The sequence below is a fragment of the Bacteroidota bacterium genome (assembly GCA_039821555.1).
Taxonomy (GTDB): domain Bacteria; phylum Bacteroidota; class Rhodothermia; order Rhodothermales; family Rubricoccaceae; genus JBCBEX01.
Genome location: JBCBNX010000002.1, coordinates 46,063 through 60,769, shown reverse-complemented (window position 1 = coordinate 60,769; position 14,707 = coordinate 46,063). Strand labels below are relative to the sequence as shown.

Below are 14,707 nucleotides of genomic sequence, written 5' to 3'. Positions count from 1 at the left end.
CCTCCCGACCCACGTCCTCCCAGACCCTCACACTCCCAGAAGCCCATGCCCGCCACCTCCACCGCCGTCTCGAAAAACGGCAAAGCCGCCCTCGACATCCCCTCGATCTTCGGGGAGCGCTCCTTCGGCCTCACGCAGATGAAGGCCCGCCTGCCCAAGTCGGTCTACAAGCGCGTCGTGGCGACCGTCGAAAAGGGCGAGCCGCTCGACGCGACCGTCGCTGACGCCATCGCGCTCGCCATGAAGGAGTGGGCCGTCGAGCACGGCGCGACGCACTACACGCACTGGTTCCAGCCGCTCACCGGCCGCACCGCCGAGAAGCACGACTCGTTCGTGACGCCCAACCAGGGCGGCGGCGCGATCGCCGAGTTCTCGGGCAAGGAGCTCTTCCAGGGCGAGCCGGACGCCTCCAGCTTCCCGTCGGGCGGCCTCCGCGCCACCTTCGAGGCGCGCGGCTACACGGCCTACGACCCGACCAGCTTCGCCTTCATCGTGGAGCACAACGGCGTCGGCACGCTCTGCATCCCGACAGCCTTCACGTCCTGGACGGGCGAGGCGCTCGACCACAAGATCCCGCTCCTCCGCTCGATGGAGGCGCTCAACAAGCAGGCGACCCGCGCGCTCGGCATCCTCGGCGACAAGGTCGGCCGCGTCTACTCGACCTGCGGCTCGGAGCAGGAGTACTTCCTCATCGCCGAGGGCTTCTACGAGCAGCGCCCCGACCTGATGACAGCTGGCCGCACGCTCGTCGGCGCGAAGCCGCCGCGCGGCCAAGAACTCGACGACCACTACTTCGGCTCGATTCCGGAGCGCGTGATGACGTTCATGAACGCCGTCGAGGAGCAGCTCTACCGGCTCGGCGTCCCGGTCAAGACGCGCCACAACGAGGTCGCGCCCGGCCAGTACGAGATCGCCCCGATCTTCGAGGACACCAACGTGGCCGCGGATCACCAGCAGGTCATGATGATGACGCTGCAGCGCACCGCCAAGCGCATGGGCATGGCGTGCCTGCTCCACGAGAAGCCCTTCGCCGGGATCAACGGCTCCGGCAAGCACTGCAACTTCTCGATGGCGACCGACACCGGCCTCAACCTCCTGGAGCCAGGCGACACGCCGCACGACAACATCGTCTTCCTCTTCTTCTGCACCGCCGTCATCCAGGCCGTGCACAAGCATCAGGATCTCCTCCGCATCTCGATCGCGACGGCGGCCAACGACCATCGCCTCGGTGCCAACGAAGCGCCCCCCGCGATCATCTCGATCTTCCTCGGCGACCAGCTCACCGATGTCTACGAGCAGATCGCGGAGAGCGGGAAGGCCACCGAGAGCAAGCAGTCGGGCTTCCTCGGCCTCGGCACGCCCGTCCTGCCGGAGCTGCCGCGCCACGCGGGCGACCGCAACCGCACCTCGCCGTTTGCCTTCACCGGCAACAAGTTCGAGTTCCGCGCCGTCGGGTCGAGCCAGTCGATCAGCTTCCCGCTGACGGTCCTCAACACCATCGTAGCGGAAGCCATCGAGGACCTCGCGACGAAGCTCAAGGACACGCTCGGCAAGAAGAAGAGCAAGAAGGCCCTCGAAGCCGCGCTCCAGGCCGTCATCGCCGAGTCCATCGCCGAGCACATGCCGGTCATCTTCAACGGCGATGGCTACTCTGACGCGTGGCACAAGGAGGCCGAGGAGGAGCGCGGCCTGCTCAACCTCCGCACCACGCCGGACGCCCTCGACCAGATGATGGCCGAGAAGAACGTCGCCGTGTTCTCGACCTACGATGTGCTCTCCGAGGCCGAACTTGCCTCGCGCCACGAGGTGTTCTCGGAGCAGTACGCCATCACGCTCAACATCGAGGCGGCGACCACGCTCAACATCGCCAAGACGATGGTGCTCCCGGCAGCGATCAGCTACCTCAAGGACCTCGTCGAGACGATGGACGAGGCGGGCGACGGCCTCAAGCTCGACGGCATGGCGGCCATCGCGAAGGACGTCAACACTGCCATCAACACGCTCCAGAAGGCGTCGACGGCATTGAAGCGGGCTATCGCAGGTGCGCACAAGGCCAAGGACGAGTCGCGCTACATGGTCACGAAGGTGGTCCCAGCGATGGCGAAGGTCCGCGCGGCCTGCGACGAGTTGGAGGGCGAGGTGCCCTATGACCTCTGGCCCCTGCCCACCTATCGCGAGATGCTGTTCGTCAAGTAGGAGAGGGCGGCGGCGTCGCCGTGCTGCTGTGAGGCGGTGTCCTCACCGCGACACCACTCAACCGCCGCACTGTACGGTTCGGGCGGCCCGCTCTGGCTTCGGCTGGGGCGGGCCGCGCTGCGTTTTAGGCGTCGTATTTAAAAGAAGAGTCGCATTCTTTTAAATTAATCGCTCCGATTCGAAAGTCTTTTGTGTTCGCTATGTCCGAAGAGACCACATCGCCGACCGGCACCTACCGTTCGCTCACGGCTGGCGGGGAGACGGTGCGCGCGTTTATTCCCGACCCGCTCCCGCCTGAGCTCGAACTCGGATCAGCGGACTATGACCTGATGGAGCGTGCCAACCGCGCTCTGGGACGCCTCGACGGTATCTCAACCCTACTCCCTGATCGCGAGCTGTTCCTCTACCTTTACGTTCGCAAGGAAGCCGTCCTGTCCTCACAGATTGAAGGGACTCAGTCGTCGCTGAGCGACCTGCTGCTCTTCGAAGATGATCGCACGCCCGGCGTCCCGCTGGATGACGTTCGGGAGGTCTCCAACTACGTCGCCGCGCTGAATCATGGGCTGGAGCGGCTGCGAAGCGGCTTTCCGCTCTCGCTCCGGTTGATCCGGGAGATCCACGGCGTGTTGCTCCAGGACGGTCGCGGCGCAGACAAGACACCTGGCGAATTTCGACGCTCGCAGGTCTGGCTCGGCGGAAGCCGCCCAGGCACAGCCCGCTTCGTCCCGCCGCCTGTCAGCGAGGTCATGGTGTGCCTCGATCGCTTCGAGCATTACCTCTATGAGCCGGGTACGCCGGTCCTCATCAAGGCGGCGCTCGCGCACGTCCAGTTCGAGACGATCCACCCGTTCCTCGACGGTAACGGGCGCGTCGGTCGGCTCCTCATCACGTTTCTGCTCTGCGCCGAGGACGTGCTCGCTGAGCCGCTGCTTTACCTCTCCCTCTACTTCAAGACCCACCGCGACGAATACTATGAGCGCCTCCAGCGCGTCCGCACGCATGGCGAGTGGGAGGCATGGCTGCGGTTCTTCCTGCGGGGCGTACAGGAAACCTCGAAACAGGCCGTCGATACCGCGCGCGACATCCTCGCGCTCTTCGAGCGGGACCGCGCTCGCATTCGCGAAGGGACAGGTGGCGCGGCTAGCTCTACCCTCCGCGTTCATGAGGTGCTGCAGCGTCAACCTCTGCTCACCATCAAGGAGGCAGCACGTCGGAGTAGCCTCTCTCAACCGACGGCACGGGTCGCGCTCGATCATATGGCTCGGCTCGGCATCACCCGCGAGGTCACGGGCGGCTCGTATCGGATGACGTATCTCTATAGCCCGTACCTCGCCATCCTGGAACGCGGCACGGAACCGCTGTGATACGACGCGGCTCGCTCGGTTGAACACCTTCACCATGGGATACGGCTCGTGAGGCAGCAAAGTGCAGCGGTGTTTGAGTGCCACTGTGGGGCGGTGGCCTCACCGCGACACCAATCAACCGCCGCACTGTACGGTTCGGGCGGCCCGCTCTGGCTTCGGCTGGGACGGGCCGCGCCGCGTCAGGGCGTAACCGTAGGGGGTCACGGTGCCGTAGGGCATTGCCGTAGGCACGGCCACCAAACATTTCGGTCGCTCTTATGATTGTATCAGCACTTGTGTCCATGCTGGTGTGCATGGGTCTGGCCGTTGCGCTGTGCGCCGTGGTCTGGCTAGCGCTTCCCCGTAGCGTCCGTTCCCCCAGCGAGCAGCGCCGTCGCTGGATGCGCGAGCACCGGGAGAAGCGCGGTCCCGCTCCAGGTCGACCGCGCCGCATCGTGGCGCCGAGCTATGGCTTCGGCCCCGTCTGGAGGGCGAGGTGGAGCGCTGCCAAGAAAAAGGCGCGCGCGGGTGCGATCTACAAGAAGGCCGACGCCATGCCCGAGCCACCACGCGAGGGAATGTAGCCGCCCTGCCTCGCGGAGGGGTTTAGGCTGTGGTCGTGTAACCCCACCCGTGCAGATGTCGTGCAGAGGCGGACGGCGATGAAACCGCCCCCGGCTCCTCCGGTTGGACGACGAATGCAACCGACTTCCGCAAACACGCCTCGCACGGCGTCCGATATCCCCGCCTCGCTCCGGGTGCGCTACCTCAACCTTGGCGATGACGATGTCATCGGGGCGTCGTGCCATTACCTCGAACTGGCCGACACGGGCATCGTCCTCGACGCGGGCATGGACCCGGAGGAAGACGGTTTCCGCGCGCTGCCCGCGTTCAAGCTGCTCGACGGGCGACCGGTAGAGCAGGTCATCGTGACGCATGCGCACCACGACCATCTCGGTGCGCTGCCGGTGCTTATCCAGCGCTTCCCGCAAGCGCGCGTCCACGTCTCCGGCCCGACGGCCCGCCTCGCCGACATCCTGCTGCCGTCTTCGGCCCGTCTCCAGAAGCGGCGCCTCCGCGAGGGCTCCTCCACCGCCGCGCCTGTCTTCGACGTCGAGACGGCTGAGGCACTGTCGTACCTCTACGAGACGCACCCGCTCGACACCGACTTTTCGCTCAACGCCGCCGCAACTCCGCCCGGCCACGCGATCTCGGCGCGGCTCTACCACGCAGGACACGTCCTCGGCGCAGTCGGCGTCTTCCTCGAACTGGACACGCCCGACGGGCTCCGGCGCATCTTCTACACGAGCGACGTGAGCCTCCAGAATCAGGTCATTCAGCCCGGCGCCGAGTTCCCGCGCGGCCCGCTCGACCTGCTCGTCCTGGAAACCACACTCGGGGCCGATCCCGATGCCGAACTGCGCTCGCGCAAGGCGACCGAAAAGGCGTTTGGCGAGGCACTCGCCCGCACCATCGAGCGGGGCGGCGTAGCGCTCGTGCCCGTGTTCGCGCTCGGCCGCGCGCAGGAGGTGCTCGCGATGGTCGACCGCTTCAAGCGCCGCAAGATGCTCCCCGCCGACCTCCCGGTCTACACCGCCGGGTCGATGCGGGCGCTCGCCAACGTCTACGATCAGACGCGCCACACCTCGCCGCGCCTCGACGAGGACTTCGAGGTGGCCGCCGTGGACCAGCGCCGCGTTCCGCGCAGCGACAGCCGCCTCCCGAAGCTGCTCAACGAGCCTGGCATCTTTGTGGTGTCGAGCGGGATGCTCTTCGAACGCACGCTCTCGAACAAGCTCGCCACGCTCGTGGCCGGGCACGAGAAGCACAGCATCTACTTCGTCGGCTTCTCGAAGGAAGACTCGCCGGGCGGCCGGATGCTCGCCGCCGCCCAAGAACGGGCGCGCACGGGCGAAGACGTCGAGGTGGTGATCGACACGTTCGAGGGGCCGCAGCCGCTGCGCTGTGAGGTCGAGCGCTACCGGTTCAGCGGCCACGCTCACCGCCGCGATCTCCTGAAGGTGGTCGAGGACCTGCGCCCAGCGCGCGTCCTGCTCGTCCACGGCGACGCCGAGGCGAAGGAGTGGATGGCCGACAACATCCGGTTCTTCCACCCCGAGACGGACGTACTTATCCCCGCGCACGGCGAGGTCTACGAGGTCTGACGGATGTCCTCCATCCACTGGGGCCTGGTGCCCTATCCATCTCGGCTTGTCCACAGACGATGAACACTGTTAACTCCGCGCCGTGGCCGGTAGACCTCGCCCCGGAGGCCCTGGACGGTGAGCCGGGCTGGACCCCGCTCGTCCAGTTCAACCAGATGTTCGGCACGCGCTCGTTCCTGGACGACGACCCCGACCGGCTGCTGCTGCGCTACTACCACGACCCCGCGCGTGGTGACGGGCACACGGTCGTCCGCGTGTGGTTTGGTCCCGGCGCGGAGGGACCGCCCGGCCACGTCCACGGCGGCGCGATGGCGGCGGTGCTCGACGAGGCGATGGGTACGGCGGCGCTGCTGCGTGGCAAGCCCTCGGTCGCTGCCGAGATCACATGCCGGTTCCTCGCGATGCTGCCGCTAGGCATCGTCGCCACGGCGGAGGCTTCAGCGTCCCTCCCGGACGGCGAAGGTCGCATGGCGGTCACGGTCCGCCTCGTGGGGCCCGACGGCACGCTCCATGCCGAGGGGACAGGCACGTTCGCGGTGCTCGGCGAGCGCGGCCTGGCGCGGCTCGGGTGAGCTAGCGAATCAGCATCATGCGCGGCCCTGTGGTGCGCTCGAAGCCGAAGCGCTCGTAGAACGCCACATTGGCCTCCTCGCAGCCGAGGTGGACCTGCGCCACATTGCTCAGGTGCGTGTCGAGGAGCAGGTGCACGAGTGCCTCGCCCGCGCCGCGCCCGCGCCACTCGGCGTCGACGATCACGTCCTCGATCAGCGCCCGGTAGCGCCCATCAGACAGCGCCCGGGCAAACCCGATGAGCTGCCCGTGGGCACGAGCCGTGACGTAGGGGCCGGCTGCAAGCAGGCGTTCGATCCCGTCGAGGGAACGCCCATCGGCCCAATCGGTCTGGCCGAGCAGCGCCTGCACCTCGGCGGGTTGCGCCGTGGGCTCCGCAGACAAAGCGAGGGCAAGCGGCGGCATCCTACGCCGGGGTCTCGCGGACCACCGGCTTCACCTCGACGCGCGCGCCGCGCACGCTGACGACCTCCACCTCGACGCCCTCGTCGATGAAGGTGCCCTGCGAGACGACTTGCACGCGCTGGCTGCCCAGTTCGGCCACGCCGGCGGGCCGGAGCCCGGTGAGCGTGCGGCCCGTCAGGCCGAGCAGGCCGTCGTCGCTCGCGGCGGAGGTGTAGCCCTCGGCGGCTGTGAGCTCAGGGTTGAGCACGAGCGCGCCGAACCGCTTCGAGGTGGGCAGCATCCGCCCGAGCGAGAACGCGAGCGCGACCAGCAGCACCAGCGTCGCGGCGAGCGTCGCCGAGGCGCGGGCCATGGCGAGGCCATCGGGGAAGTCGAGGCCCACGTTGGGGACGAGCGCCGCGAAGAGCGCGCCGACGGTGCACACGATGCCGAGGATGCCCGCCACGCCGAAGCCGGGCACGACGAATATCTCGGCGAACAAGAGCAACACCCCGACCGAGAAGAGCACGATCTCCCAACTCTCGACGAGGCCGAGCAGGTAGTGCGGGGCGAAGAACATCGACGCGCCGACGAAGGCCATGGCGCCCGCGAAGCCCACGCCCGGCGTCTGCAGTTCGAAGTAGAGCCCGCCCATCATCATGAGCATCAGGATCGACGCGACCACGGGCGAGCCGAGGAAGCGCAGAATCTGCTCCGGACGACTCGCGCGGTGCTCCACCAACGCCTGGTCGTCCACAGCGAGGAGCTTCAGGAGCGCGTCCAGCGTCGGGGCCTCCGCGTCGGCGAGGCCCAGGCTGACGGCTTCGCTGGTCGAGAGCGTGAGCAGCTCGCCCTCATCCACGACGCCCTCCACCACGATGCGTTCGTCCACCATCGCCTCGGCGAGGTCGGGGTCGCGCCCGTTGGCTTCGGCCGTGGAGCGCATCAGCCCGCGCATGTAGCTCTGGATCTTCTCCGGGGCCTTCTCGCCTGCGCCGTCTACGGCCGTCGCCGCGCCGATGGACGAGCCCGGCGCCATCACGATCTTGTCAGCAGCGAACGAGATCAGCGCGCCCGCGCTGGCCGCGTTGCGGTCGATGAAGGCGACCGTCGGGATGGGCGTGTCGAGGAGCCGCTTGCGGATCTCGTCGGCGGCGTCGACCAGCCCACCGAACGTGTCGATGTGCATCACGACGAGTGCCGCGTCGTTTGCCTCGGCGTCGGTGAGTGCGCGGTCGAGGTAGCGCGCGAGCGCGTTGTCGATCATGCCCTCGATGGGCACCTCGTAGACCGACCCGTCGCTGAGCGGTTCAGCGAACGCGAGCGGGGCGAGGTTAGCGTCCTGGGCCGTCGCCTCCGAAGTGACGACGGGGACGCTCAGGAGCATCGCAAGCAGAGCAACGAAGACGGCGCGCATGACGGTAAGGGACTCAGGACAAAACAGGGCGTTCTGCTACGCTCGCACCGGCCCGAAGATTCGGGCGTCATCGCTGCACGAGCCTGCCGAGGTAGCCTGTAAGCGCCCCGACTGGCAGCCCGGAGCCGGCACCAACGGCTACGTCACCGGGCGCGTATCCAAGCACCCCGCCTACGATCACCTCGATCCCGGTTCCGGGTGCAGTGGCGTTTGTGCTGGTGCGCGTGTCGGCACGCGGCTTCGTCGATTGCGCAGGGTAGAGAGGCGCTAGAGCGGCGCGGTCGGTCTTGGGCAAATGGGTCGCAGGGTAGGGTGCAACCGTGTAGAGCCTGGACTACGAGGCCGCCAAGATCCGATTACGCGCTGCTGTGCTAAGCCTGCGCCGCCAGCCCTACCGCGCGTCCGAGGCCAGCACGCACTCGATGCTCCCCATGCCGGCCTCCACTTCGATGCGGAGCGCGTCCGACGGGTCGCGCACAGACGGGCTGTGCCAGACGCCCTCGTCGTGCTTGATGTAGCCGTTGGGGATGCGCACACGCGACACCCACGAGTCGGGCGCCACGAGCACGACGGGTTTGTTGTCCGGGAGGACGAGGTGCAGCTTTGCCATGCCGACCTCGATATCGGCACGGGCCCCTGCGAGGAAGGCGTCGCCGGAGAAGTCGAGCCGGAACGAGCCCATCCCGCCCTCGAACTCGAGGCGCTCGAAGCGCGCGTTGCCCAGCCCGAGCAACTCGACAGGCGCCATGCCTGCCTCCACGCTGAGCATCTTCATAGGCACTGCGTTGGGCCGGTCGAAGAGGACGCGTGTGCGGGCCATGCCGGTTGCGACCTCGAAGCGCTCCACGCGCAGGCCGGTCAGGTCGAGGTCGGCCTCGCCGACGCCCAGGGCCAGGTCGAGGTCCAGCGTGACATCGTCCGAGACGAAGAGCGCCCAGCGGTTCTCCTCGGCGCCGCGCAACCCGCCGAGCGACACGCCCTCGCCCGTGTCCACGTCGAGGACGACCTCGCCGTGTGCGCCGTCGGCATCGTACTCGAACGACGGGCGGAGGGCCTCGTCGCGCAGCACGCCCTCGGCCCGGAAAATGAACGCGCGGTCGTTCATGGCCCGCAGCCGCACGCTTCCGAGGCCGATGTCGAGCGAGGCCTCCAGGGAGCGCTCGTCGCCTGCGCTGGCCTCGAAGGTGTACGATTGCTGCTGCATCCGCGCGTGTACCTCGGGCGCGGGAAGCACCCAGGCTGCTAGGAGCAGAGACAAAGCGGGAAAGGCTAGAATGTGGGTCATAGCTTGAGCGCTACGAGGTGCCGTTCGTGAGAGTTACACCCTGTTGCGCCTCCCCACGTTCTTCGAAACGGTCACCACCGGGCACCGGTCAGCCGTCGGCGCTGACGAACGCTGAGCGTATCAGCCGATAATCCTGACTACAGATCGGCCCGCTGGTCCTTGAGGAACTTGTAGAGCTGGGCGCGGGCGCGGAAGATGTGCGCCTTCACCGTCCCAAGCGGCAGGTCGAGCGCCGCCGCGATCTCTTCGTAGCTCAGCTCCTGCTGGTGCCGCATCACGATCACGCGGTGATACTTCTCTGGCAGTTGCGCGATGGCCGCCTCGATCAACTCGCGGCGCTGATCCTGCACCACGTGCTGGTCTGGCCGGTAGGTCTGGTCCGGGAGCTCGTAGTGGATCTCGCCGTCCTTGGCCTGCAGCGGCTTGTCGATCGAAAACGTCGGCAGCTTCTTCTTGCGGAGGTAGTCGATTGTGTGGTTGGTGGCAATCTTGTAGAGCCACGTCGAGAAGGCGTAGGTCGGGAGGTAGGACTCTAGCGACGAGAACGCCTTGATGAACGCCTCCTGGACGAGGTCTTCGACTTCGCGCTGATTGCGCACCATGCGCCCGACGTGCCGCCGCAGCGCGCCCTGGTACTTGTCGACGAGCTGCTCGTAGGCACGCTGGTCGCCGCCGAGCGCCTGTTCCACGAGCGTGCGGTCCTGCTCGCTGGACGCGGACGGAGCGGTGTCGGACGGGCGGGCCATGCGGGGCGCGGTCGCGAAACGAGGGACGGTGGACCCGCGAAACTACGGACACAGGCCCGACCGCGCTACGCAGTCCCGAGATCGCTGGGGGCGAGCGCCTTGCGTCATCCGCCCCAGCCTCACTTGAGGTGCGTGATCCGCTGCGTCGCCGCGAACGTCGCGCCCTCGGCCCGCACCACGTAGACCCCGCTCGCCAGCCGTGCCCCGTCCAGCAGCGTGGGCGTGTCCGCCGGGGACGAGCCCTCACGCGTTCTCCTGGCCCGTCGCGTCGAGGTAGGCCTGCCAGTCTGCGAGGAAGCGCTCTAGGCCGCTGTCCGTGAGCGGGTGCTTGAGCAGCTTCTTGATCACGCCCAGCGGCATCGTCCCCACGTCCGCGCCCATCTCGGCGGCTTCCACCACGTGCATCGGGTGGCGGATCGAGGCGGCGAGGACTTCCGTCTCGTAGCCGTAGTTCTCGTAGATCGTCACGACCTGCCGGATCAGCTCCATGCCGTTGGTCGAGATGTCGTCGAGGCGGCCGATGAAGGGGCTGATGTAGCTCGCGCCCGCCTTCGCCGCGATGAGCGCCTGCGTGGGGCTGAAGCAGAGCGTGCAGTTCGTGCGGATGCCCTCCTCCGTGAACGTCTTGATGGCTTTGATGCCGTCGAGGATGAGCGGCACCTTCACCACGACATGCTCGTGGATCTTCGCCAGCTCGCGGCCCTCGGCGACCATCGCGTCGTACTCCGTGGCGACCAACTCGGCGCTAACCGGGCCCTGGACGATCTCGCAGATCTTGTGGATATGCGCGTGGAAGTCGCTCGCGCCCTCCTTGCGCATGAGCGAGGGGTTGGTCGTGACGCCGTCGAGGACGCCCATGTCGGCGGCTTCCTGGATCTCGTCGAGGGAGGCGGTGTCGATGAAGAACTGCATGGCGGTCGGAGGAGGCGATGAAAGCGGAAAGGGGTAGAGACATGGTACGTCCGACGGGGCACACGCAGGCGCGGCGTGCGAGTTCGCGGCCTCGTCACGCGTAGGGTGTCTATACTCGCACTCCTCGCCTCTGACGACTCATGACTGCCACGCCACGCTTCACGACCGTGCTGAAACTCGGCGGCGCGCTGCTCGCTGACGAGGCCGCCGTTGCCGCCATTTGGAACGCGGTGGCGGGCCTCGACCGCGTCGTGCCCAACCGTATTGTGATGGTGCATGGCGGCGGGCCACAGGCGACGGCACTGGCGCAACGGCTCGGCCACACGCCGCGCATGGTCCATGGGCGACGTGTCACGACAGCACTCGACCTCGACGTACTGCTCTGGGAAGTCTCCGGACGGCTCAACGCGCGGCTCGTCGCGGCGGCGCAGGCGGCGGGCGTTCGCGCGGTCGGGCTGACTGGCGCTGACGGGGCACTCGTGCGGGTCCGCCGCCGTCCCCCGTGGACCGTCGACGGCGAAACCATCGACTTCGGGCACGTCGGCGAGGTCGAGGAGGTCGACACACACCTGCTGACGACGCTCCTCGACGCAGGGCTGGTGCCGGTTATGGGCCCTATCGGCATGGACGCGGACGGCGCGCTCTACAACGTCAACGCCGACACGATCGCGCTCGAACTCGCCGCGGCGCTGCAAGCCGAGGCGCTCGTCTTCGCCGCCGAGGCGGGCGGCGTCTACCGCAACCTCAGCGATCCCACGACGCGCTTCGACGCGATCACGCCCGACGGTGCCGAGGCCGGCAAGCGCGACGGCTGGCTCAACGCCGGGATGCGCGTCAAGCTCGACGTTGGCTTCGAGGCGCTGCGGCGCGGCGTTGGCACTGTGCGCATTGCGGCTCCGACAGGACTGGGCGGGGGGACAAGGCTTGCACTGGAAGGGGCGGACGAACAAAAGGGCGAAGGGCTGGAAGAGGGATTCGGCAGACCTACGACCCTCGACCTGCGACCCTCAATCCTCGACCTCCACGCTGCCCTCATCCGCTTCCCGTCGCTGAGCAATCGGGAGCGGGAGACTGCCGACTTCGTGGAGGCGTACGCCCGCGAGCACGGCGGCTCGTGCGTGACGGTGGACCGTGTGGCGGACAATGTGGTCGTGAGCCTCGGCACCGGCGACGACGTGTTGCTCTTGAACTCGCACCTCGACGTAGTGCCGCCGTCGTCGGACCACCCGTATCCCCCCTTCGAGCCGACCCTCGTGGACGGCAAGGTCTACGGGCGCGGGGCCGTCGATGCGAAGGCGAGCGGTGCGGCGATGCTGACGGCGCTCCTCACGCTCGCCCGCGACGGTTTCGAGCCGGCGGGCGGGCGGCTCGTCGTCGCGCTGACCGCGTGCGAGGAGGCGAGCAAGGACTACAACGGCGTCGAACACCTCCGCCGCGACTTCTTTGGTGCCGCCATGCCGCAACCGGCTGCGGCACTGGTGGGCGAGCCAACGGGGCTGCGCCCCTGCCTCTCGCAGAAGGGGTTGCTCATCCTCCGCCTCCACGCGACGGGCCGCACCGCGCACGCCGCACGCGCGCACCTCGGCGAGAACGCGATCCACGTCGCCGCACGTGACCTCGCCGCGCTGCAGGCGCTCACCTTCGACCGCCCCGACGCGTTCCTCGGCCTCCCGACGGTCACACCGACGCTCATCGAGGCGGGCGGCGCGAAGAACGTCGTGCCCGACCGCTGCACGATCACGCTCGACATCCGCTCGACGCCGACCTACCCCCATGGCGGTCTCATCGCTCTCATCAGCGACGCTGTCGAGAGCGAGGTCGAAGTCTACAGCCGTCGCCTGATCCCGTGCGCCACGCCCGCCGACGCGCGCATCGCCCAGGCCTGCCAGCGCGCCCTGCCCGGCCTCGTCGCCGACGCCACGCCGTTCGGGTCGCCCACAGCCTCGGACTGGATTTTCCTCCACGACGTGCCGACGGTCAAGATCGGCCCCGGCCGCAGCGAGCTCTCGCACACGCCCGACGAGCACGTGGAGGCTGCTGAGGTCGAGCGCGCGGTGACCGTCTACCGGGCGATTGTCGAAGCCTATTTCGGGGGGGCGTCCTGATTTTTATCCTGCGCTGACGCCGCGCTCCCTCATGGGTTTACTCCGTGAAGCTTCGCTTTCCGCGTGCTCGGGGATGACTTGGGTAGGGGGACTGCGTCGATTTACGAAGTGGCCAGCCGGCACCTCCCACATCACCCTTCGAACTTCTCACTTCTGCTTTCCCATGGCTATCTGGTCCAAGACCTCCGCTGCTACCCCCGACGACTGGGTCGTCCGCTTCACCGTCGGCGACGACTGGCGGTGGGACACGCTGCTCTTGCCCTACGACTGCGTCGGGAGCGAGGCGCACGCGTGGGCGCTTGCCGAGATCGGCGTAATGACGGCGGACGAGCATCGGCAGGTGGCCGAGGCGCTCGACGCGATCAAAGCTGAGGCCGAGGCGGGCACGCTCATCGTGCGTGTGGAGGACGAGGACTGCCACACGGTCCTCGAACGCGAGCTCACGGCCCGTCTGGGCGATGCGGGCAAGAAGATCCACGCGGGGCGAAGCCGTAACGATCAGGTGCTCGTGGCGCTGCGCCTCTGGCTGCGCGACGCGCTCGCCGCCGTCGCCGAGCAGGCTGCGGCTGTCACGGAAGCCCTCCTCAACCATGGCGACACGTACGCTGACGCGCTGATGCCGGGCTACACCCACCTCCAGCGCGCGATGCCGACCACGGCGGGCCTCTGGGCGGCCAGCTATGCCGAACTGCTCGTCGCCGATCTTCGCACGCTCACCGAAGCGCGGGCAGCCACCAACGTCTCGCCGTGGGGCAGCGCCGCCGGGTATGGCGTGCCACGCCTCGACCTTCCGCGCGAAGGCGTCGCCGAGCGGCTGGGCTTCGGCGGTGGACTTGAGGGCATGCAAGTCCATACGCCGGCCGTGCAGCTCTCGCGCGGCAAGCTCGACGCCCAGGTCGTCCACGCGCTCGTGCAGCTCGGCGCGACGGCCAACCGGCTCGCGTCCGACCTCGTGCTCTTCGCCACGGCCGAGTTCGGCTTCGTCACGCTCCCCGAGGCGCACACGACGGGCTCGTCGATCATGCCGCAGAAGCGCAACCCCGACGTGCTTGAACTCGCGCGGGCGACCTACCACCGCCTCACCGCCGAACTGCACCTGCTGCTCACGCTGCCGGCCAACCTGCCGGGCGGCTACCACCGCGACCTCCAACTCACGAAGGAGGCCACGATGCGCGCGACGCTGCTCAGCCTCGACCTGTTCGCCGCCCTCGCCGCGGGGCTGCCTGCCCTCACCTTCGACCGCGACCGGATGCGCGCGGCCCTCTCGCCCGAGTTGTTCGCCACCGACGAGGCGCTGGCCGACGTGCAGCGCGGCGTGCCGTTCCGCAACGCCTACCGCGCCGTAGCTGGTCGCCTCGACGCCCTCTCGACGCCGCCCGATGCGGAGGCGCTGGCCGCCTACGCCACGCCGGGCACGCCGGGCCACGTCGTGACGGCTCCGCTGCGTGCGGCGCTCGCCGACCTTGCTGCGCGGTTTGAGTAGGCTCGCCCAGACAAACGCTCGCGAACCCACCTCGGCGCTCGCGCATTCATCCGCGTCCATACGGTTCGCCGCGGCCCACTCGTTCTCTGGTCGCTCCTGAA

At 68.1% G+C, this 14,707-nt stretch carries 12 protein-coding genes; 7 read left to right on the top strand and 5 right to left on the bottom strand.

Features of this window, described 5'->3' with window-relative positions; all coding sequences use genetic code 11:
- The first annotated feature begins 45 nt into the window (after positions 1 to 45).
- The 5 genes from AAFU51_03005 (at position 46) to AAFU51_02985 (ending at position 6,276) form a co-directional block, all read left to right on the top strand.
- On the top strand, positions 46 to 2,196 hold the full coding sequence (locus tag AAFU51_03005; GenBank protein ID MEO1570216.1) for a glutamine synthetase III: 2,151 nt from the start codon (positions 46 to 48) through the stop codon (positions 2,194 to 2,196).
- A gap of 200 nt (positions 2,197 to 2,396) precedes the next feature.
- A complete protein-coding gene (locus AAFU51_03000) occupies positions 2,397 to 3,560 on the top strand; it encodes a Fic family protein (GenBank protein MEO1570215.1) in 1,164 nt (387 codons plus the stop codon).
- Between the two features lie 293 nt (positions 3,561 to 3,853).
- Positions 3,854 to 4,123 (top strand): hypothetical protein, encoded by a 270-nt coding sequence (locus AAFU51_02995; GenBank protein ID MEO1570214.1) that lies wholly within the window; start codon positions 3,854 to 3,856, stop codon positions 4,121 to 4,123.
- A 114-nt stretch (positions 4,124 to 4,237) separates the two neighbouring features.
- Positions 4,238 to 5,704 (top strand): MBL fold metallo-hydrolase, encoded by a 1,467-nt coding sequence (locus AAFU51_02990; protein MEO1570213.1) that lies wholly within the window; start codon positions 4,238 to 4,240, stop codon positions 5,702 to 5,704.
- Positions 5,705 to 5,763: 59 nt separating this feature from the next.
- Complete coding sequence (locus AAFU51_02985) at positions 5,764 to 6,276, top strand: PaaI family thioesterase (protein ID MEO1570212.1); 513 nt, start codon at positions 5,764 to 5,766, stop codon at positions 6,274 to 6,276.
- A gap of 1 nt (position 6,277) precedes the next feature.
- On the opposite strand, the gene AAFU51_02980 is transcribed toward AAFU51_02985, so the two are convergent.
- The 5 genes from AAFU51_02980 to fsa form a co-directional block, all read right to left on the bottom strand.
- Positions 6,278 to 6,679 carry a GNAT family N-acetyltransferase gene (locus tag AAFU51_02980; protein ID MEO1570211.1) on the bottom strand — a complete coding sequence of 134 codons (402 nt, stop codon included), beginning with the start codon at positions 6,677 to 6,679 and terminating at the stop codon, positions 6,278 to 6,280.
- Between the two features lies 1 nt (position 6,680).
- Positions 6,681 to 8,075, bottom strand: a complete 1,395-nt coding sequence (locus tag AAFU51_02975; GenBank protein MEO1570210.1) for an NfeD family protein — start codon at positions 8,073 to 8,075, stop codon at positions 6,681 to 6,683.
- 391 nt (positions 8,076 to 8,466) lie between these two features.
- Positions 8,467 to 9,333, bottom strand: coding sequence for a hypothetical protein (locus AAFU51_02970; GenBank protein ID MEO1570209.1), 867 nt, complete (start codon positions 9,331 to 9,333; stop codon positions 8,467 to 8,469).
- A 164-nt stretch (positions 9,334 to 9,497) separates the two neighbouring features.
- Positions 9,498 to 10,106, bottom strand: a complete 609-nt coding sequence (locus AAFU51_02965; protein MEO1570208.1) for a sigma-70 family RNA polymerase sigma factor — start codon at positions 10,104 to 10,106, stop codon at positions 9,498 to 9,500.
- A 243-nt stretch (positions 10,107 to 10,349) separates the two neighbouring features.
- Positions 10,350 to 11,018, bottom strand: coding sequence for a fructose-6-phosphate aldolase (fsa, locus tag AAFU51_02960; GenBank protein MEO1570207.1), 669 nt, complete (start codon positions 11,016 to 11,018; stop codon positions 10,350 to 10,352).
- A 140-nt stretch (positions 11,019 to 11,158) separates the two neighbouring features.
- On the opposite strand from fsa, the gene argB reads away from it, so the two are divergent.
- Positions 11,159 to 13,123: an acetylglutamate kinase gene (gene argB, locus AAFU51_02955; GenBank protein ID MEO1570206.1), complete on the top strand. Its 1,965-nt coding sequence runs from the start codon at positions 11,159 to 11,161 to the stop codon at positions 13,121 to 13,123.
- 163 nt (positions 13,124 to 13,286) lie between these two features.
- Positions 13,287 to 14,606, top strand: a complete 1,320-nt coding sequence (gene argH, locus AAFU51_02950; protein ID MEO1570205.1) for an argininosuccinate lyase — start codon at positions 13,287 to 13,289, stop codon at positions 14,604 to 14,606.
- The last annotated feature ends 101 nt before the right edge of the window (positions 14,607 to 14,707 follow it).